Annotated in this window: 20 protein-coding genes and 2 pseudogenes; 10 read left to right on the top strand and 12 right to left on the bottom strand. The window is 67.8% G+C overall.

The features are described 5' to 3' along the window. The first annotated feature begins 255 nt into the window (after positions 1–255). Positions 256–765, top strand: coding sequence for a SigE family RNA polymerase sigma factor (locus Q9G87_RS55785; RefSeq protein WP_305924833.1), 510 nt, complete (start codon positions 256–258; stop codon positions 763–765). After that, complete coding sequence (locus Q9G87_RS55790; RefSeq protein ID WP_305924834.1) at positions 765–1,433, top strand: hypothetical protein; 669 nt, start codon at positions 765–767, stop codon at positions 1,431–1,433. Before Q9G87_RS55785 ends, Q9G87_RS55790 begins: the two co-directional genes overlap by 1 nt. 259 nt (positions 1,434–1,692) lie before the next feature. Here the strand turns inward: Q9G87_RS55790 and Q9G87_RS55795 are convergent, their stop codons facing one another. The 6 genes and pseudogenes from Q9G87_RS55795 to Q9G87_RS55820 all read right to left on the bottom strand — a co-directional run bounded on the left by Q9G87_RS55795 (position 1,693) and on the right by Q9G87_RS55820 (position 7,792). Beyond that, positions 1,693–1,995 carry a hypothetical protein gene (locus Q9G87_RS55795; RefSeq protein WP_305924835.1) on the bottom strand — a complete coding sequence of 101 codons (303 nt, stop codon included), beginning with the start codon at positions 1,993–1,995 and terminating at the stop codon, positions 1,693–1,695. Between the two features lie 393 nt (positions 1,996–2,388). Then, positions 2,389–3,126, bottom strand: coding sequence for a hypothetical protein (locus Q9G87_RS55800; RefSeq protein WP_305924836.1), 738 nt, complete (start codon positions 3,124–3,126; stop codon positions 2,389–2,391). 47 nt (positions 3,127–3,173) lie between these two features. Beyond that, a pseudogene (locus Q9G87_RS55805) lies at positions 3,174–3,431 on the bottom strand (ISAzo13-like element transposase-related protein); the annotation flags it as partial. A 37-nt stretch (positions 3,432–3,468) separates the two neighbouring features. Continuing rightward, positions 3,469–4,284: a CPBP family intramembrane glutamic endopeptidase gene (locus tag Q9G87_RS55810; protein ID WP_305924837.1), complete on the bottom strand. Its 816-nt coding sequence runs from the start codon at positions 4,282–4,284 to the stop codon at positions 3,469–3,471. Positions 4,285–4,504: 220 nt separating this feature from the next. Continuing rightward, positions 4,505–5,815: a Na+/H+ antiporter NhaA gene (gene nhaA / locus Q9G87_RS55815; RefSeq protein WP_305924838.1), complete on the bottom strand. Its 1,311-nt coding sequence runs from the start codon at positions 5,813–5,815 to the stop codon at positions 4,505–4,507. Positions 5,816–6,178: 363 nt separating this feature from the next. Further along, positions 6,179–7,792, bottom strand: coding sequence for a hypothetical protein (locus tag Q9G87_RS55820; RefSeq protein WP_305924839.1), 1,614 nt, complete (start codon positions 7,790–7,792; stop codon positions 6,179–6,181). Positions 7,793–8,545: 753 nt separating this feature from the next. Here Q9G87_RS55820 and Q9G87_RS55825 point away from each other — a divergent pair. Next, positions 8,546–8,851, top strand: a complete 306-nt coding sequence (locus Q9G87_RS55825; protein WP_305924840.1) for a hypothetical protein — start codon at positions 8,546–8,548, stop codon at positions 8,849–8,851. A 334-nt stretch (positions 8,852–9,185) separates the two neighbouring features. Beyond that, a complete protein-coding gene (locus Q9G87_RS55830) occupies positions 9,186–10,286 on the top strand; it encodes a hypothetical protein (protein WP_305924841.1) in 1,101 nt (366 codons plus the stop codon). A gap of 39 nt (positions 10,287–10,325) precedes the next feature. Here the strand turns inward: Q9G87_RS55830 and Q9G87_RS55835 are convergent, their stop codons facing one another. The 3 genes and pseudogenes from Q9G87_RS55835 to Q9G87_RS55845 all read right to left on the bottom strand — a co-directional run. Next, positions 10,326–10,799 (bottom strand): VOC family protein, encoded by a 474-nt coding sequence (locus tag Q9G87_RS55835; RefSeq protein WP_305924842.1) that lies wholly within the window; start codon positions 10,797–10,799, stop codon positions 10,326–10,328. Between the two features lie 258 nt (positions 10,800–11,057). After that, entirely contained in the window at positions 11,058–11,543 is a 486-nt protein-coding gene (locus Q9G87_RS55840) for an RrF2 family transcriptional regulator (RefSeq protein ID WP_305924843.1), read from the bottom strand. A 47-nt stretch (positions 11,544–11,590) separates the two neighbouring features. After that, positions 11,591–11,722 (bottom strand): annotated as a pseudogene (locus tag Q9G87_RS55845) (winged helix-turn-helix transcriptional regulator); the annotation flags it as partial. Positions 11,723–12,015: 293 nt separating this feature from the next. Between Q9G87_RS55845 and Q9G87_RS55850 the strand changes: the two are divergent. Beyond that, positions 12,016–12,933 (top strand): NADP-dependent oxidoreductase, encoded by a 918-nt coding sequence (locus Q9G87_RS55850; RefSeq protein WP_305924844.1) that lies wholly within the window; start codon positions 12,016–12,018, stop codon positions 12,931–12,933. A gap of 22 nt (positions 12,934–12,955) precedes the next feature. Here the strand turns inward: Q9G87_RS55850 and Q9G87_RS55855 are convergent, their stop codons facing one another. Then, positions 12,956–13,417, bottom strand: coding sequence for a carboxymuconolactone decarboxylase family protein (locus Q9G87_RS55855; RefSeq protein WP_305924845.1), 462 nt, complete (start codon positions 13,415–13,417; stop codon positions 12,956–12,958). 294 nt (positions 13,418–13,711) lie between these two features. On the opposite strand from Q9G87_RS55855, the gene Q9G87_RS55860 reads away from it, so the two are divergent. The 3 genes from Q9G87_RS55860 to Q9G87_RS55870 all read left to right on the top strand — a co-directional run bounded on the left by Q9G87_RS55860 (position 13,712) and on the right by Q9G87_RS55870 (position 15,031). After that, positions 13,712–14,176, top strand: coding sequence for a cupin domain-containing protein (locus tag Q9G87_RS55860; RefSeq protein WP_305924846.1), 465 nt, complete (start codon positions 13,712–13,714; stop codon positions 14,174–14,176). 24 nt (positions 14,177–14,200) lie between these two features. After that, on the top strand, positions 14,201–14,635 hold the full coding sequence (locus Q9G87_RS55865; RefSeq protein ID WP_305924847.1) for a cupin domain-containing protein: 435 nt from the start codon (positions 14,201–14,203) through the stop codon (positions 14,633–14,635). A gap of 72 nt (positions 14,636–14,707) precedes the next feature. Then, positions 14,708–15,031 carry a hypothetical protein gene (locus tag Q9G87_RS55870; protein ID WP_305924848.1) on the top strand — a complete coding sequence of 108 codons (324 nt, stop codon included), beginning with the start codon at positions 14,708–14,710 and terminating at the stop codon, positions 15,029–15,031. Positions 15,032–15,071: 40 nt separating this feature from the next. Here the strand turns inward: Q9G87_RS55870 and Q9G87_RS55875 are convergent, their stop codons facing one another. After that, positions 15,072–15,503, bottom strand: a complete 432-nt coding sequence (locus tag Q9G87_RS55875) for an SRPBCC family protein (protein WP_305924849.1) — start codon at positions 15,501–15,503, stop codon at positions 15,072–15,074. A 47-nt stretch (positions 15,504–15,550) separates the two neighbouring features. After that, positions 15,551–16,594: a saccharopine dehydrogenase family protein gene (locus Q9G87_RS55880; RefSeq protein WP_305924850.1), complete on the bottom strand. Its 1,044-nt coding sequence runs from the start codon at positions 16,592–16,594 to the stop codon at positions 15,551–15,553. Positions 16,595–16,695: 101 nt separating this feature from the next. Here Q9G87_RS55880 and Q9G87_RS55885 point away from each other — a divergent pair, with 101 nt between their 5' ends. Continuing rightward, positions 16,696–17,643: a GlxA family transcriptional regulator gene (locus tag Q9G87_RS55885; RefSeq protein WP_305924851.1), complete on the top strand. Its 948-nt coding sequence runs from the start codon at positions 16,696–16,698 to the stop codon at positions 17,641–17,643. A 200-nt stretch (positions 17,644–17,843) separates the two neighbouring features. Then, entirely contained in the window at positions 17,844–17,960 is a 117-nt protein-coding gene (locus Q9G87_RS55890) for a TrmO family methyltransferase domain-containing protein (RefSeq protein WP_305924875.1), read from the top strand. The last annotated feature ends 5 nt before the right edge of the window (positions 17,961–17,965 follow it).

Here is a 17,965-nt window from a genome sequence, read left to right on the forward strand (position 1 = left end):
CGTGCCGGGGTACCCGGTGGACTTCCCGAGATTCCGGGCTCGGTGTTGGTTGCAGTTGAAGCTGTCGGAGTTCGCGCGTTGTTGTCGGTGCTCGTGTCGGTGTTCAGGTTTAGTTGCCGGATCACGCCTTCGATGCCGATCTTGGTGGTACGGAATCATCTGGAGAGGACACTCCGTAGTTCGGCCCGTTCTATGCAACCCGCGTCCGGGCTGGCGGCATCTCCTCTGGTGTGAAGCCATCTATCTGGGAGCCCCATGAGCCTTGATGAGGAGTACACCGCCTATGTGAGGGGCCGGCTGTCCTGGTTGCGGAAGATCGCCTACCCGTTGTGCCAGGACTGGCACCGCGCGGATGACCTGGTACAGACAGCGATAACACGGCTCTACGTCAAATGGCGCCAGGCGCGGGCGGCCGACGACCTCGACGCCTACGTACGGGTGATGCTGATCCGGGTCTTCCTCGCCGAACAGCGAAGAGGCTGGTTTTCGCGGGTACGGCTGACGTCCGCGATATCCCACCAGCCGCTCGAAAGCGGCGACCGGGACATGGCCATGGACATCCACCGGGCCCTCACCGCCGTCCCTCCGCGCCAGCGCGCCACCCTCGTACTGCGCTTTCATTGCGATCTGAGCGTGGAGCAGACCGCCCACGTGCTGGGCTGCTCCACCGGAACCGTCAAGAGCCAGACCGCCCGCGGCCTCGCCACTCTGCGCGCGATGCTCGGCGAGCCGGAATCCCGTCTAGCACGTGCGGAGGAATGCTGATGGATGTCAAGCAGGTGTTCGACTCGCTGGCGCGCGAGGAGCAGCCGCCTACCGCGGTGGACGTGAACCATGCCATTGCGGCAGGACGCGCCATGCGCAGACGTCATCGTGCGGCCGTCGCCGGGATCACGGCGGCGGTGACGGTCGCGGCCGTCGTTGCGGCCTGGGTGGTTCGCCCGTGGCCGGGGCAGAGGGACGGTGTCGCCGTCGCTGTGCCCGCCGCGCCGTCCGCCACGGCCACGCCACGGCCCACTTACAAGGGATTCGCGGAACTGAAGAAGAAGTATCCCCCCAAGGGAAAGATCGCCTCCGTGCCACCGCTTGTCATGTGGCTGAGCGACGCGCCCCGCAAGAACGAGCTCTTCCTTTGCGAGAGCGGGCCGAACGGTAGCTCCTGCTCCGGATTTCCTCCACTCGCCGCCAACGAGTTCGCCCGCACGCAGGGCAAGCTTCGCGGTATAGGCGTCTGGTTCGGTGTGGCCAAGCACGACGTTCACGGGGTGACGGCTGTCACAAAGGACGGGGGGAAGCTTCCCGGGAACCTCACACGAAGTGTCGGAGCGGGGCTCGGGCTGTGGGCCGTGGAGTATCCCTCGGGAGCCGACGTGCGGACGCTCGTCGTCATCGGCGCGAGGGGGGAGATCCTGCAGCGGATCCCACCCCAGTGACGAGCCTGACGGTCCACCATGGCCCGCCCGGTCATTTCGCTGCTGCCGCGCCCCCGGATCGGGTCTCGATGGTCTACCGACAATACGATTCATCCGAAAGGGACATTGGTCGGCCGCTGGTGGCCAGGCGGGCGCTCCAGGAACCGGTCGATCGCCTCGTCCTGGTAAGCGTGGGGCGTGATTTCAGCACGCCCTACAGCAAGAAGACCCCCGAACTCGGGGTATTCCCGAGCCGGGGGCCTAGTTGGGCGGGAGCTAATTAGCTGTTAATGCCCGCCCAGACGATGCCCGCCAGGATGCTGACGGTGATCGCGATGGGGCCGAGAACGATGCCGGTGATCGCCATGCCTTGCCCCTTGCCCACTTTGTTCGCGCGACTCATGCCGAGTCCCCCAAAGACGCAGGCCATAACGCCAAGAACAAACCCCAGCCCCGGAATGACGAACGCATTGAGGAGACCGAGGACGCCTTGAATGAGTGATGCAACCGCGAAATTGTTATTGGCAGGAAGAGGCCTGGGGAGACCTGGGTACATGGGGGTCTGGCCCGCGTGTGAACGCATCCCCTGAGTGTGAGAGCCAGAGTGATAGGGCGGTTGCGCGCCATACGGCCCCTGAGGGTATGGGGCGGAAGCAGGTCCGGGCTGGCCATATCCCGGATGTGCCTGGTACTCCCCTGGCGGATATCCCGGCTGCTGAGGATCTTGGGGGTAATGCGGCTGCATAGTGAGTATGTCGCTTCTAGGGACGACTTCGTTGACACGTTCCAAGTAACAAATCAATGACGTTACTGGCGCGATCTCACTGCCCGTTACGTGCAGAATTTCCGGATAGGCGCAGCATGAGCACCGTAGCCGGAACAGCCAGGTCGACCAGAGACCAACCTTTCCCTTCCCCAAATGTCTCCGTCAATGGATCCAGCACCTACACCTGGACGAGCAGGGGGTAGCGGCTCGTCAGCCTGCGACGGGGACGGCGTGACCATCCTGTTGCATGTGGAACACCGTGCCGTAGAGCCCGAGCGGCGTCAGTCGCACCGCGTAATTCTCGACTACAGCGGTACCGTATTCGGTGAGGACCTGCAGGATCGCGGCAAGTGGGTCGCCCTGCCGCGCCGCGACCATATCCCAGGACCACTGCCCGGTCCGGCCTACGGCGACTCGGCGCAGCTCACTGACAGGCACACTGCCTGGTGCCCGGAGCAGCGCGACCAGCAGCACGGGGACGAGCATATGGAAGGCGTCGTTGAAAGGGGGCAGAGCGTCCTCAGCGTCCGGGTCCTGGTCGAGGAGCTCGTCGAGGAGATCGATCTCAAGTTGGTCCGTGATGTTGGCGACGATTACTCCGTACATGCCTTTCGCCCACATCTCGACCGCCTGCGCGTCGGAGACCTCAGGCCAGGCGAAGGCGAGTTCCTTGGCGAAGAACCCCTCTTCGACCTCCAGGAAGCCTACGTTTGCAGCCACCCAGAACACGTGGTTCTCCTCACGGTTGTCGGGCGGGAGGTCGTCCGGCTCATACCCGAGCTGCTCCGCGCCCCTGGCGTACTCGGCTGCCCGCGTCAACGAGGGGCTCTGACGCGCGTCCGCGGCCAGCTCATGCAGATCGGCGAACCGCACGGGCGGGAGCGTGGCGAGCTCATCGGCGTCGAAGTCGAAGAGTCCAGGGGCATCGTCAAATTCGTCAAGATCCATCCAGCCAGCCTATTCAGCCACGCCCCGCCTCCGCTAAGGGTTTCCACGCCCTCCAGCACCTCGGCGTTGCCCTGCAACGAGTACCCCGCCTCGATCAGCAGCCGCCGCACGGTGTCGTCACTGACCGGATGCCCCTGGCGGGTCAACTCGGTGGCGAGCGTGTTCAACGACCACGCCGTCCAGCGCAGCGGCGACTCCGGATCGCCCCGAGAGGCCGGCTTCACCAGCGCATCCAGCGCCGCGGGCAGCCCGGGGTCGAGCTGCCCGGCGCGCTTGCGGTCCGCTCCGGAGCGAGGCGTCCGGCCCTCGGCCGGCGGACGGCGCCCCTCGTTTCGGGTGGTCTTATATCGAGTAGGCGCCGGAGGCGAGGGCGATGACGCCGACCACGGTGATCAGGAGCGCCGAGCCGGGGTGCATGGCGATGGAGATGCGGATGTCCTGCTTCTTCCAGGCGAGCCAGATGCCCGGGTAGAGGAAGACGAGCTTGGACAGGACTGTCCATGGGGCCCAGAAGTGGTACATCGAGAAGAAGAAGGTGTTGAAGAACGGGGCCCACTTGCCGAGTTGCGGGAGGCGGGGCAGCAGGAAGCCGCGGAAGTAGTACTCCTCGAGCAGGGGCAGGGTGAAGCCGGTGAACGGCGCGCAGATGAGCAGCGTGGTGAGCACGAGCTCCTGCGGGTAGCCCTGGAGGTAGGCGGTGCCGTCGGGGCCGGCGCCCTGGTAGTCCACCCAGGTGAAGAACCAGTCGTAGACGATGTTGTCCAGCGGGGTCAGTGAGAGCGAGACCACGCTCATCCACACGAGGCACGCGGTCCCGAGCCAGAAGACCTTGCCGCGCGAGACCGGTTTGTCGCGGTAGTGGACGACGCCCTTCATCGTGAAGCGGCCGGTCTGCTTCTTGCCCAGCCACAGCAGGAAGAGCTGGAGCGGGAAGAGCACAACCGCGAGGGCGATGGCCCAGGCCAGGAAGATCGGGAAGTCCATCGCCCGGACCAGGGGGGCCGCGAGGAACGCGTACACGGCGACGATGACCGCGCCGGGCACCAGGTGCAGTGCGATGGAGAACGGGACGGAGTGACGGTCGGCGAGGAGCTTGGCGACGAAGCCTTTCGGCTGGGCGCCCTGGGTGTCGGCCGGGGGCCGCATTGCTGTATCCATGCCGAGAATCGTGGCCCCGCGACCCGACACGGAGCTGACATCGCTCTGATACGGCTTCGAGCCGCCGTGAAAGGCGCAGGTTACGGTGGGTGCGGACCGGGCGGGAGCCATCGGGTCGCTCCCGCGTCGCGGGTTCGACGGGGATCGGAATTATCTCCAGGAGCTGCTGTAGGGCGACGCCGCCCCGGACGGGGCGTGGCGAGCGAAGACTGGAGGGAGACTAGGGCTGCTGGTAGAGGTCGGGGATCCCGTCGTGGTCGGAGTCCGCGGTCTCGGCCTGATGGATTCTCCGGTAGAGGCGGGCACGCAGCCGAAGGATCACTGTGGCCAGCAAGGCCGCGGCCAGGGAGCCGGCCAGGACCGCGATCTTGACCCGCGCGTCGGTCTCGCCCGTACCGAATGCCAGCTCTCCGATCAGCAACGACACGGTGAACCCGATGCCGGCCAGAACGGCCAGCCCGGCCATGTCGATCCAGGCAAGCCCTTCGTCCAGGGTGGCGCGGGTGAAGCGGGCCATCAGCCAGGTGGCAGCGAGGATGCCGACCGGCTTGCCGACCAGCAGCCCTGCGACGATCCCCATCGCCACGGGGTCACTCAGCGTGCCGGCCAGACCGTCGAGGCCGCCGAGGCCGACTCCGGCGGAGAAGAACGCGAAGACAGGTACGGCCACACCGGCGGAGATCGGCCGGAACCGGTGCTCGAAGTGCTCGGCCAGCCCCGGACCATCCGGGGTGCCATTGCGGGTGCCGGCCGGTGGTGTCCGGGACAGTACGGGGACGGTCAGCGCCAGCAGCACCCCGGCCACGGTGGCGTGCACCCCCGAGGCGTGCACCAGCGCCCAGCAGGCGAACGCCAGCGGCAGCAGCAGCCACCACGCCCGCACCCCGCGCCGCACCAGTACAGCGAAGACCGCCAGCGGCACCATCGCTGCCAGCAGCGGGAGCATCGACAGGTGCGAGGTGTAGAAGGTGGCGATGATGGTGATGGCGATCAGGTCGTCCACCACCGCCAGGGTCAGCAGGAAGGTGCGCAGCGCGTCCGGCAGGGAGCGGCCGATCACCGCGAGCACCGCCAGGGCGAAGGCGATGTCGGTGGCGGTCGGGATCGCCCAGCCTTTGGCTCCCGATCCGCCGGCGACCGTCAGGTACACCAGTGCGGGCACCACCACACCGCCGACCGCCGCGGCCACCGGCACCGCGGCCCGGCGCAGGTCACGCAGGTCGCCGGCGACGAACTCCCGTTTGAGCTCCAGGCCGGCCACGAAGAAGAAGATGGCCAGCAGCCCGTCCGCCGCCCAGGTGGCCAGGTCGAGGTTCAGATGCAGCGCGGCGGGCCCGGCCTCGATCGTCCGCAGGTCCTGGTAAGTCTGCGCCCACGGGGAGTTGGCCCAGATCAGTGCGGCGAGCGCGGCGGCCAGCAGCAGCGCCCCGCCGATGGTCTCCTTGCGCAGGATGTCGGCGATGCGTCGCGCTTCTGGCCACGTACTCCGGTTGAACAGGCGGGGAGTGCGTGTGGCGGTGGTGCCGGGCATGAAACTCCGCTCTAGGGGAGGGGTCGGGTCGCTCACTTGCCGACCAGGCTTCCCGGCACACCTGTCAAGAAGCTATCAGGACACGCAAAGAGTCACATAACGGGCTGTTCAGCTCCGCATGACTCGCTCACTTGCCGTCGGGAGGTTGCCGGACGATCTTCTTGCCGCGCCTATTGCATGAGACAGAGCCACCCACGCTGCACCGACCGGCAGGGGCTGACGGTGTGGCGCATTCGTGCCCTGTCGGAGTTGGGAGCCAACGACCTGCTGCGATCCGGTCGGCTCGATCGGCTGCAGGAGGCACAGCAGCGTGCCGAGGAGGTCGGCATGCTGGCCAGGGCCGCAGTGCTGGACGTAATAGGCTCAAGCACCCAGGAGATCGTGCAGAGGCCAGCCGTCCTTGTCGCCTGCCATGCGAAGGCACAGGCCAGCGCGGCTGGCCAGGTCGAGCGGTGCGATCCCGGTGATGGCATGGCCGTGGGCGAGGCGATCCAGTGTGGCGCCGACGAGTGGGCCGGCGGTCCGAACGGTGGCGGCCAGCGCGACGGATCGAGTGGAGCCTCCGTGGAGGACGATGTTCCGCTGTCGGTAGAGGCGGCGGAACGTACCCCGGAGATAGCCGTTTACCCGGTGAAGGGTCTTTACCGGATCCGTGACCAGTTCCCGTGTCCGCTCGAAGGCGGCCGCGGTGGTGAGGTCGCATGCCGGGCGGCTGGGTTGGGACACCAGCCACTCGGCCAGGCGTCTGGAACGTTCCCGGTTGTTGTCGCCGATGAGGTTCAGATCGTGGTGGAGCCGAGGATCCGCCTGCCTTATCTTGGGCGTGTGGCTCAGTGCGGTCAGTTCGGCGCGTGGCCATCCTGCGGTCACCAGTGCGGCCGCCCGGTCGGCGGAGACCACGCGGCCCTCCTCGTGGTCGGCGTCGTCCGTGTCGCAGAAGAGCAGCGACTCCAGCGCGGCCCACGCGCCCGCTACCGCGGTGCTCGGCGAGCTTTCGGTCAGCGGGGCGGCCAACTCCAGCGCGTCGTCGATCCGGGCGCCGTCGGAGCCTAGCTCCGGGAGTTCGTACAGCAGGCCGACACGTTCCAGCGAGAGTACGGTCACCGCGGCGTCGCCACGGTAGAAGTCTTGAGGCTCGGCCAGACCGGACAGGAAGATCTGAGGGTGGACGTCGAGGAACGTCTGCCCGCGCCGGTATCGGACCCGGTTCCGGATGCGGTCGAAACGTTCCGTGATCTCATGGAGCGCCGCGACGTGATCCCGGGCACGGACGCGGAACAGCAGGCCGCCGCTGGCACGGATGGACGCGACGTCTGGGAAGTCCGTGCTGAGCCGCCGACTCACTTCCTCCTGGGACAGCCAATGAGAAGACTTCTCCGCAACCTGTGCCGCCGGCAGTTTGTCCCGGAGGATGATCATTCCTTCGTACTCACGATCGCCCCGAGCTTCGAGTTCCAGGAACAGCTCGATCAAGTCGACCGCAGTTCCAGCCGCCCGGAGGCGCGTCTTGATCTCGCTGTAGAGATAGTCCTGGTGGAATCCCATGTCGAGCATGTGCGCCGCGATGCACCGAGCGGCACGTTCGACATGGACCGTTCCTGCCACAAGCAAGTCGCGCCATCGGCGCAGATACCCGTCAGCCACGAGGTCGGCGAGGAGCGACATGGTGCGCTGACTCCGCGCTCCCGGCTTGATCGGGCCGCTGCATGCTCTGTGGATCTCCCGCCGCAACTCACCGTCCCCAATCGCGCTGTCGGTCCTGAGCCTGGGCAACAGGGACTCTCGGACATACCACGCCAAGGTCCTCGGATGGAGGACATGGCGTCCCACCCAGTCGGCTGCCTCGACCGCCTCCCGCATCGCCAAGACCGTCCCGAGATCCCACAGCCGCCGGTGCCAGGGCTGCCAGGATTCGAGAAGCTCTCCGACGCGGGCGCGAACCAGTGCGTCGGCATCAGAGGGGATGGCGATCGCCACGGACTTCCTCCATAGGTACGTCAGGCTGATGCGTTTGTTTGCGGATAGAGCCGAACGGGGACTATCCTCAGTGGGACTTAGGCAGGGGAGTCGCCCTTAGGGGCCGCTCCCCATCGCCTTTTCTTGGGTCCCATTAGGGCATCAGTCTGACCGATCGAGGTCACCGCTTACCCGTGAATCAGGCAAGTCGCGCCGCCAGTTCATGGACATCGGCGGACAATTCTGGCCACGTTCTAGCCCGGGCACGGCGGGAGGTTTATGGCGGTCCTATGCGCCGTCTTTGTCCAGCAAGCGATCGAGTTTGAGCCGTAGCTGGTTCAGGTCGTCTTGGAGGGCGTCGTACCACTTGGTCTGCTGTAACGGCGACGGCGGCGCCGAAAGCCGTGATGATGATGTCGGTGCCTGGATGGGTTCGAGCGCTTGCCTGCGCTGCCTCAAGGGGAGGATCTCCGCCTCTATGTTCACGCGCCCCTGCCTTTGCGGTCGCCGGGTCCCACTGTCTGCGGGCACATGGTGGCAGACGGTCACCTCCGACCACGCCGAGTTCGAGTCTGCCCTCCCGACCCGGCCGTAGATCGCTATGCACGCGGGATCGACGGTAGGTTCTCGGCATGCTGGACGGGCTGTACGAGATCGAGTGGGAGTCGCTGGAGCACAACTACGGCAGCGCGGCGGACGTGCCCGAGCTGTTGGGGACGTGCTGGATTCACAGCAGGCGGATGACGCTGTTTTCAAGCTGGCGAACCAGTGGAATTGCTGGAGCTGCTGGGGGATCTCGCCTCGACTGCCCATACGTGTGATGAGGAGCTGATTGCTGAAGGATGGGGGACGGCGTGGCGCGATGCCCTGCCGACGCTGGCAGGGCTGCTGGACGATCCGGACCCGGAGCTGCGGGAGATGGTCACCTATCCGCTGTCCGGCGGGGGAGAGGACAGCGATCGGCTCGTCCCGTGTCTGCGTGATCGCTGGGCCAGGGAAGACAACGTCGCCGTTCTGGTGAGCCTGATGATGGCGGCGGAGAGGCTCGCTTCTCACTGCGAGGAGGAAGGGGTGGGCTGATACGGGCCTGGTTCTCTGAGGCGCGTCGGCACCCGCTGGCCGAGGTACGGCTGGCCGCACTGGTCCTTTCTCCGCCACCGGTCGCAGACCGGCTGGACGCGGCCGTCCACCTGTTGCGCGAAGAGGAGCTTGCAGGGCTGCGGGAAGCGGACGTGTGGGTGGGCGCGGGCCGCGGCAGCGTGGTGAGCTGACTGTACGACGCCTTGGGAGACGACGTCGAGTCGCGGACTGCACTCTGCCTCGGCCTGCTGGACGCCCTCATGCCGATCGGCGTGCCGGTGCGGCCCACGCCGCAGCCCGGCTACTGATGCGTTGGCGCTCCCCGCTGTCCCGGTTGCTGCCGGCGCTGGTGACACGGATGGCCGACCTTGATGACGACGTCCGATCCGTGGGCGTACACCTGGTGGCCGTCGCGGGAAACCCTGCTCACGCCGATGCGCTGGCGGCGGCGCTGGCCGATCGGTCATCGCTGTCGGCGCGGTTGCCTGGGACCGTGGGGGACATCGCCGTGTGGGGGTTGGCCCGGCTGGGAGACCCCCGTTGCGTCGCTCCGCTGGTCGAGCACATCACCCGGGCCGAGACCATCGTCGGCTACAGCTCGAACCATTACGGCGCGGACTTCTACTGGGTGGAGCTGCCGGGGATCCACGAGGTGCTCGCGCTGGTGCCGCAGTACGCTGCGGATCTGCTGCCCGTGGTTCGGGCCCGACTGCGTGACGCATCGTCCCTGGGGGAGCGGCGGGCGCTCTGCCAGGCGATCACCGCATGGGGTCCGATGGCGGCCGGCGTCGTACCGGAACTCATCGAACTGCTCGACAGTGATGCCGCCGAGTGGGCGGCAGAAGCCCTGGCCGCCGCTGGGCCGGCGGCCGCCTCCGCCCAGGCGGGGTTGCGGCGGCTGGCCCTGGATGCCCCGGCGGCTCCCAGTGTTCGTGAAACGGCGGCGTGGGCGGTTTGGAAGGTCTGCGCGGACCCCGAGCCGGCGTTGGGCGTCTTGGGGACGGGCCCGCGTACCGGTGGCCTGGGTTCGGGCGTGCAGCGCTTGGCTGATCTCGGGCCCGCGGCCGGGCCTCGGCTGCCCTCGGTGCGGGAGCTGCTGGACGGCACCGACGATTGGACCCGGGTCCGGGCCGCACATGCCGTGTGGGCAATCAGTGGCGAGCTAGATCTGGTTGTGCCCATTCTGCGGGAGATCGTCCTGCCGTTGGGTGAGGGCCGGATGCTGCCGGTGAGGCGGGCCGCCGTGCGGAAGATCGGTCCTCGCGCCGCGTCCGTCGTACCCATCCTGCAGCGGGCCCTCGCTACCGATCGCCGTCTCAGCCATGAGTCAGGATGGCGGGCTATTCATGGAGATGAGGAGTTCCGTGACGAGATCCGGCACACCGTTGATCGGATCGGAAGATCGGCAACAGAGGAGGAGACTCGCTACGCATAGACGAAACGTATCGCCCATCTATGCGTAGCAACGCGAAGGTCAGCGGCCGGGGGCCCGCTTCTTGACCTCCTGGAGCACCCAGCCATTGCCGTCCGGGTCGCTGAAGGTGGCGTAGGAGCCGTAGTCGGCGCGGGCGGGGTGCGGGCCGGCTGCCCGCACCTGGCCGCCGGTCTGGTGGGTGATCTCTCCGGCATCGTGGCCGTGGTAGAAGAGCCCTCCGGCGTCGTGGAAGATCCCGCTCACCTCGATGCCGCGGCCGACGAGCTCCGCACAGGCCTCCTGGATGTCAGAGACGATGAGGTAGAGGCCCTGGACCGAGCCGGGAGCAGCGGAGGTGATCCCCTTGCCGAATATGATCGAGCACTCGGAGCCGGGCGGCGTGAAGTGCACTGCGCGCCAGTCCTCACTGACGGCCTTGTCGAGATCCAGACGGAATCCCGCCGTCTCGTAGAAGGCCTTGGCCCGATCGACGTCGGATACCGGCAGCACGATGAGTTCGAGTTTCAGATCCATCTGGGTTCATCTTTCTTGACGTCGGTGAATCGCATGCCGTGCGTCACCGGTTGAGCTGTTGGTTGTGGTCGGTGGCGCAGTATGTCGCCCGCCGAGCAGGTTTCTCTCTTGATCTACAGCCGTACGGTGTGCATGGCTGTCTGTGTCATGGTGTCCACTCGGCTTTCGCTCCGCCGGCCGACAATCAATAAACTGGATATTTCTTATCCAGATTCACCTCCGGAAAAATCGCGCGGTCATGCCGTGCGGGAAAAAGGATCAGTCGCGCCCGAGCACCTGGCGAACATGCGCCGCCACGGTGGGAGCGTGTGCGTCGGCCGCGGCCTGCACGTCAGCCAGGCTCTGCTCGGCCAGCGCCTGCCGCCAGGCCGCTTCGGCTCGCGCCATGGCGGTCTTGACCGCACACGGCTGGGCGAAGCTGCCATCGGGGCATCGCTCCCCGATGGTGCCGCATTGACGGATCTCGGTACAGCGGAAGAGTGGCGCATCCCCCTCAATGGCAAGGACCACGTCCAGCACCGATATCGCCACCAGGGGACGGGCCAGGCGAAAGCCGCCCCGCGCCCCGGGGACCGACTCGAGCAGGCCGGCCTTGACCAGCTGCTGCAGCAGCTTGTTCAGGTAGGACACCGACAGGTCGTGACCGGCGGCCAGTTGCGCGGTGGCCACCGGCTCGCCGCCCCCCGACCATGCCAGATTGAGCAGCGTATGCATTGCCCACTCGACGCCCTTGCCCGTTCGCACAACCTGGATATTAGTTATCCAGGTTCTGTCTGTCAAAAAATGCCTGCTCATCGGCCACGGTACGCCGCCCGGGCGGTGTGGATGGCCTCGAGATGGTGGTCGGCCCAGCGCGCAACTCTGCAGATGATGGCGAGCAGCTCGCGCCCAGCGTTGGTGAGGTCGTACTCGACCTGGGGCGGGACGGTGGGGTGGTGCCCGACTCCGCCTGACGGGTCCGCTGGCCATCGGCGTCCCGTCGTGGCTCACAGGGTCACGTCATATTGCTGTGTACGGTACTTCTGATCAAGGAGAACGCGGCTGATGGCGCTCCGCTCGGGTCCGCGCAATCATGCCGGGCGAGCGGACTCGATTGGACCGGCTGAATGGTGGTGGGGCCGGAGGACTCGCCGCAGCGAGGTGGAACGGACCAAATCCCCCAACGGGCGGGTACGTTCGTCCTGCTCGATATCTTCACCACTGGCGAGGACCTGTCATGCAAGCCATCACCGTCCGCGACCGCTCCGCCGGCCTGGCAGGGCTTTCCCTGACGGAGGAGCCATATCCCCACGCCGCCGAGAACGACGTCATCGTACGGGTGCACGCTGCCGGGTTCACCCGCGGAGAGCTCGACTGGCCGGCAACGTGGACTGATCGCGCGGGCCGTGACCGGACGCCAAGTGTGCTCGGGCATGAGGTGTCGGGTGTCGTCGCCGAGCTGGGGTACGGAACCACGGGTCTGTCCATCGGCCAGCGGGTGTTCGGGCTGACCGACTGGGCCCGCAACGGATCGCTGGCTGAGTACGTGGCGGTGGAGGCCCGCAACCTCGCCCCCCTGCCGGCCGGCGTCGAACACACCGTGGCCGCTGCGCTGCCGATCTCAGGGCTGACGGCATGGGAGGGCCTGTTCGACCACGGTCGCCTCGCTGCCGGGCAGACCGTCCTGATCCACGGCGCCGCGGGCGGTGTCGGTTCCATCGCTGTACAACTCGCGCACGAGGCAGGAGCCCGGGTGATCGGCACCGGCAGGGGCGCCGTCAGAGACACGGCACTCGGGCTCGGCGTGGACGCCTTCCTGGACCTGCAGGCGGATTGCCTGGAAGATGCCGGCCAGGTCGACGTGGTGTTCGACGTGATCGGCGGCGACATCCTGGACCGATCGGCTGCGTTGGTGCGCCCCGGCGGCACGCTCGTCACCATCGTCTCGCCGCCCATGGTCCAGCCTCGAGACGGACAGGCGATCTTCTTCGTCGTCCAACCCGATCGCGACCGGCTCGCGGATCTGGCCCGGCGGCTGCGGGACGGACGGCTCCGCGTGATCGTCGGGGACGTGCGGACGCTCGCCGAGGCGCCCTCCGCGTTCGCCCAGCGCACTCCCGGCAAGACGATCATCCGGGTCACGGAAGGCGAATAACCTGTTACGTGCGGCGGACGGCTCAGCTGCCGGCGACGGGGTAGCGGCTCGTGATCGCCACGCGGTTGAAGGCGTTCATCACTGTCGACAGCCAGGCGACCGCCGAGACCTGATCCTCGGAGAGCACCGCGGCGGTCGCCGCGTAGTCCGCATCGCTCACATGACCGTCCGAGACCCGCGCGATCGCCTCAGCCAGGCGCAGGGCCGCGCGCTCGAACTCGGAGAAGTATCCGGTCTCCGCCCACGCGGGGAGCACCGCGAGGCGGTCCGTGCTCTCGCCCTTCTTGAGCGCGTCGCGGGTGTGCATGCGCAGACAGAACGCGCAACCGTTGATCTGGGACGTGCGGATCTTCACCAGCTCGACCAGGAGCGGGTCGAGACCTGCCGCCGCGGCGCCCTCCTCCGCTGCGGTCGACAAGGCGATGAGAGCTTTGTAGCTGGTCGGGTGCCGCTTTCCGATGTTGACTCGTTGCTGCTCAGTCACGGGGTCCAGTCTAGGCACGTGTTACTTAAGGCAGTCGACCCTGCACTGTTCGTCACGGCTCGGTGCTTGGGTGGAGTCGACCTGTGTCTGAGCAGACCATCACCAAGGCTTGAATGCGCCCATGGCAGATCTTCTACCTGCCGGGGCAGCGTACTCGAGCAACTCCACTCCGCCTGACCGGGACGCCACGCCGAGGTGAGCCGCGAGTCGGAGCAGCGCGCCCTTGGGGCGGAAGCCGGGACGCCTTGTGGCGCCCGTACGGCTCAAGGGTCCAAGCAGGATGGGAGAGTCATCATGATCCGAGTACGGTGTGCCGATGGTTTTCTGGCTGCCGGTCTGGTGGCTGCGGCCGCTGCCTGCGCTCCCTCGGCAGAGCGTGCGACGGGCATGATGCCGGTCGCTGTCACGGTTTCGCAGCCACCGTCCGAGACGCTGTCGCCTCTGTTGGAACAGGCGCTTCCGAATGTCGAGGGCAAGACGTTCACCTCGGCGATCGCCGACTTCCCGCCCGGTGCACGCGCGGTGCCCCATCGGCACGGCAAGGCCTTCGTGTACGCCTACGTGCTCGAGGGCACCCTGCGCAGCCAGATCAGTGGCGAGCCAGTCCGCACTTACCGCCAAGGCGAGAACTGGGTCGAGCCGCCGGGCGCCCACCATGTGCTCACGGAGAACACCAGCCGGACAAAACCGGCGAAACTGCTGGTCATCTTCATCTCCAACACAGGAGACGAGATCAAAGTCGATGATCGGCCAAGATAACAACCGCAAAGGACTAAGGAACCCATGAGCGCCGATCATTCGCACCACCTCGAGAACCCCAACGCGACCACGCCGCCGCCGAAGATCGAACTCATCTCGTCGGTGCCATCGCCGCCCCCGATGCCCGACAACGCTGAGGCGATGACAATCCGGGTCATCCTGCCGCCCGGCAGTGAGGGTAACCCGCCGCACCGCCACACCGGTCCCACGTACGGATACATGATCAGAGGCGAGATGCTCTTTGAGCTGGAAGGTGAACCGGAACGGGTGGTCAAGGCCGGAGAGACGTTCTGGGAGCCGGGCGGCGACCTCATCCACTACCAGGATGCCAATAACCTCGCAGACGCCGAAACGGAATTCGTCGTCACGATGTTCGGTGTGGCCGGGCAGCCGATGCTCATCCCGGTGAGCGCGGAAGAACTCGAAGCGCGGCGAGACCGCCGGGCGCCTCGCCCGTGACGCGCTCGGGCACGTTGAAGACACCGGCCCTCTGACCGGACGGTAAGCCAGGCGGACACGTATGGCCTGGGCATGTTCTGTGGCGGAATGCTCGTGCTGGGCTCCGTCGTGTGGACTGTGCTCGGCCGTTTCCGGTACGCGCCCGCGCTGCTAGGTCTGGGCCTGGTCCTGGTCAGCGGCCTGGCCGGCTACGGCTCCGCCGACGACCTGCTGTCCGGCACCGTCCTGGGCAAGCTCCCCATCGTCCTCTGGTACGGCCTCCACGTGCTGACCGCGCTGGCCCTGGCCGCCACGCTGGCGATCGCTTCGCACCGGGAGGCCGCCCGTCAGCCCAGAACGCCGGCTTTCGTGGCGCTGAGCCTCGCCCTCACCGCGCTGGTGCTCTTCTGGCGCTGACGATCGATGCTGCTGGTCGAACTCGCGAACGGGTAGCTCGTCAGCTTTCCAGGCGAGCGCGCAGGCGCCCGAGATCGGCCGCGATGCTCGCGTGGACCTGGCGGGCCAGCAGCGGCGTGGCCCAGCGGAAGAACCGCCCCGGCTCGCCCGAGGCGTGGATCGTGACCAGAGTGCCGTCCGGGTGGTCGGCCAGCTCGTAGCGGATCGTCATCGGGAAAGGCCGCTCCACCGCCAGCTCCACCATGCGATCGGGGTCGAGCGCGGTGACGACATAGCCGTAGGTGAATCTCCGGCCCAGGAACCTGGCCGTCCGCTCCACCTGAGCGCCCGTCCGCAGCGGACCGGGCTGGGCAGGGCGGCTGGCGGTGATGCCGCCGGTCCATTCCAGATCGTGGGCCGGGTCGAACATATATGCGGCCACCTCGGCTCGCGTCCGCCGCACCACGACGTGCGGGCTCACCTCGACGGGCATGCGTCCATTCTCGTACGCCGATGAGCCGGCGCGCCACGGGTCACCGGTCAGCCGCGTGTGTCGACCGGGACGTGCAGCGAGAGGTGCGAGGACAGCGCGCGGAGGAAGTCCGGGGCGTCGAAGACCGCGCCCGCGGAGACGACGCCGGTGGTCCTGGTCCGGCCGGTGAGGATGCGGTCGACGGCCTCCACCGCGAGCGGCGCGCTGATGGCGTAGATGTCCTGACCGGCGACGGACACGCGGCGTTCGGCGCCGCCGGAGCGGACGAGGACGTCGACGACGAAGGTCTGCGCGGAGCGGCCACGCTCGTCGACGGCGGCCGGTGCCAGGGGGTCAGGAGAGGACAGGTCCGCGGCCGCGTTGGCGGTCATGTAGGTGCGGACCTCCGGGACCGCCAGGTGGCTGGGAACGGTGACGACGTCGGCCATGGTGAACTCGCCGATGACGCTCTGGGGGCCGAGCGGAGCCGGGAAGGACCACTCCAGGGTCGGCAGAGCGTCGTCGTGGTACTCCAGCTGTCCGCCGGTGTAGCGGACCCGCCGGCCGCCCCGTCGCTGCCCCGAGACCACGCCCGAAGCGAGCGTTCCGGTGGTGGGGTGCCAACTGCTCAGGCCGTAAGCGATGTGCGCCTCGTCCGCCGCCGTCCAGTCGCCCATCGCGGTGGTGACCAACAGGTCGCCGAGGCCGCCGTAGAAGGCCATCGCCGGGACCACCACGGTGCCCGCGGCGCGGGCGCGCTCCGCGAAGTGCGCGAACGTGTCAACGTTCGCCTCGATCTCGGCAGCCACGTCGACATACGGGATGCCGGCGCGCAGCGCCGCCTCGACCAGCGGGGCGGCGGTCGTGGCGAAGGGCCCGGCGCAGTTGATCACGGCGGCCGCGCCGTTCAGCGCGCGGTCGAGCGAGGCCGGGTCGTCGACCGAGGCCTGCCGCGCCTCGAGCCCCGGTTGGGCCTGCGCCATCGCCAGCAGCTTGTCCTGGTCACGGCCGAGGAGCAGCGGGACGTATCCGCGCTCGCGCAATTCCGCGACCACGAACCGCCCGGTGTGCCCGTAGGCGCCGAACACCGCCACGTTCTGACCCGATCCCATGCCTGCTCCTGCGTGCTTGAAGTGATTCAGTGCGTCAATCCTGTCCCGTTGGCCCATCGGTGCCCAGCGTCCGGAACGACATGACCCGTACAATTTCCGACATGAGTTCTTTCCCGCGCTCCGTCGCGGTCGCCGCCACCGACGGGATGCTGCACTTCGAGCTGGCCCTGGCCGCCGAGGTCTTCGGCTCCGCCCCGGACGCCGTGCCAGGCCCCTGGTACGACGTCCGGGTGTGCGGCACCCACGCCGTCCGGGTCGGCCGGTTCCTGCTGGAGCCGGACTGCGGGCTCGACTGGCTGACGCACGCCGACACCGTGATCGTTCCCGCCCTGGCGGACGTCGACGAGGACCCGCCGGCCGACATGGTCGAGGCGGTGCGCGCGGCCCACGAGTCGGGCGCGCGGGTGGTCTCCCTGTGCACGGGCGCGTTCGTCCTCGCCGCCGCCGGCCTGCTGGACGGGCTGCGCGCGACCACACACTGGGCCCACACCGAGGAGCTGGCCGCGCGCTACCCCCGGGTGGAGGTCGACCCGGACGTGCTCTACGTCGACAACGGCCGCGTGCTCACCTCTGCGGGCAAGGCCGCGGCCATGGACCTGTGCCTGCATCTGGTCCGCCGCGACCACGGCTCGGCGATCGCCAACGTGGTCGCCCGCCGCCTCGTCGTGCCGCCCCACCGCGCCGGCGGCCAGGCCCAGTTCGTTTCCACACCGGTGCCCGCCCAGGACGGCCATCCCCTGGCCGAGCTGCTCACCTGGGTGATGCGGCGGCTGGACCAGCCGCTCACCGTGGAGGACCTGGCCCGCCAGGCGAACATGAGCTCGCGCCACCTGGCCCGCCACTTCCGCTCGGCAACCGGCACCACCCCGCTGCAGTGGCTGCTGACGCAGCGGATCCGCCGCGCGCAGGAGCTGCTGGAGACCACGGACGACAGCGTCGACACCATCGCCTCGGCGGCGGGCATGGGCACGGCGACGACACTGCGCCGCCACTTCCACCGCACGATCGGCGTACCGCCGGACGCCTACCGCCGCACGTTCCGGGCGTGAGGCTGCGGTCCTCGGCTGGCACATCGGGTGGACTCACGGTATCGAGGAGTCATGACGTACGAGCTTCGTCCCATCGGAGTCGTCGAGTCGCCGTTGGTGGATCGCGCGAGCGCTCCGAAGCAGGGGGTGGAAGGCGGTCCCGAGGCCCGCTGACCGGTGTCTTCAGTACCCGTTCCTCCGACCGGCCCAATCCCATCGGTCTGCACCGCGTTCGGGTGCTCGCGATCGACGGGCTTCGGGTGCGGGTAGCCGATCTCGAGGCCATCGACGGCACCCCGATCGTGGACGTGAAACCGGTCCTGGACGCAACGCGCTAGCGGAA

Origin of the sequence: Nonomuraea turcica (genome assembly GCF_030718205.1) — a bacterium.
GTDB lineage: Bacteria > Actinomycetota > Actinomycetes > Streptosporangiales > Streptosporangiaceae > Nonomuraea.

Excerpts from the sequence above, each read along its gene's own strand:
- Q9G87_RS55880 (WP_305924850.1), bottom strand. The coding sequence starts at position 16,594 with ATGGGATCGGGTCAGAACGTGGCGGTGTTCGGCGCCTACGGGCACACC.
- Q9G87_RS55850 (WP_305924844.1), top strand. The coding sequence starts at position 12,016 with ATGCAAGCCATCACCGTCCGCGACCGCTCCGCCGGCCTGGCAGGGCTT.
- Q9G87_RS55790 (WP_305924834.1), top strand. The coding sequence starts at position 765 with ATGGATGTCAAGCAGGTGTTCGACTCGCTGGCGCGCGAGGAGCAGCCG.
- Q9G87_RS55875 (WP_305924849.1), bottom strand. The coding sequence starts at position 15,503 with ATGCCCGTCGAGGTGAGCCCGCACGTCGTGGTGCGGCGGACGCGAGCC.
- Q9G87_RS55835 (WP_305924842.1), bottom strand. The coding sequence starts at position 10,799 with ATGGATCTGAAACTCGAACTCATCGTGCTGCCGGTATCCGACGTCGAT.
- Q9G87_RS55885 (WP_305924851.1), top strand. The coding sequence starts at position 16,696 with ATGAGTTCTTTCCCGCGCTCCGTCGCGGTCGCCGCCACCGACGGGATG.
- Q9G87_RS55860 (WP_305924846.1), top strand. The coding sequence starts at position 13,712 with ATGATCCGAGTACGGTGTGCCGATGGTTTTCTGGCTGCCGGTCTGGTG.
- Q9G87_RS55865 (WP_305924847.1), top strand. The coding sequence starts at position 14,201 with ATGAGCGCCGATCATTCGCACCACCTCGAGAACCCCAACGCGACCACG.
- Q9G87_RS55800 (WP_305924836.1), bottom strand. The coding sequence starts at position 3,126 with ATGGATCTTGACGAATTTGACGATGCCCCTGGACTCTTCGACTTCGAC.
- Q9G87_RS55785 (WP_305924833.1), top strand. The coding sequence starts at position 256 with ATGAGCCTTGATGAGGAGTACACCGCCTATGTGAGGGGCCGGCTGTCC.
- Q9G87_RS55870 (WP_305924848.1), top strand. The coding sequence starts at position 14,708 with ATGTTCTGTGGCGGAATGCTCGTGCTGGGCTCCGTCGTGTGGACTGTG.
- nhaA (WP_305924838.1), bottom strand. The coding sequence starts at position 5,815 with ATGCCCGGCACCACCGCCACACGCACTCCCCGCCTGTTCAACCGGAGT.
- Q9G87_RS55810 (WP_305924837.1), bottom strand. The coding sequence starts at position 4,284 with ATGGATACAGCAATGCGGCCCCCGGCCGACACCCAGGGCGCCCAGCCG.
- Q9G87_RS55795 (WP_305924835.1), bottom strand. The coding sequence starts at position 1,995 with ATGCGTTCACACGCGGGCCAGACCCCCATGTACCCAGGTCTCCCCAGG.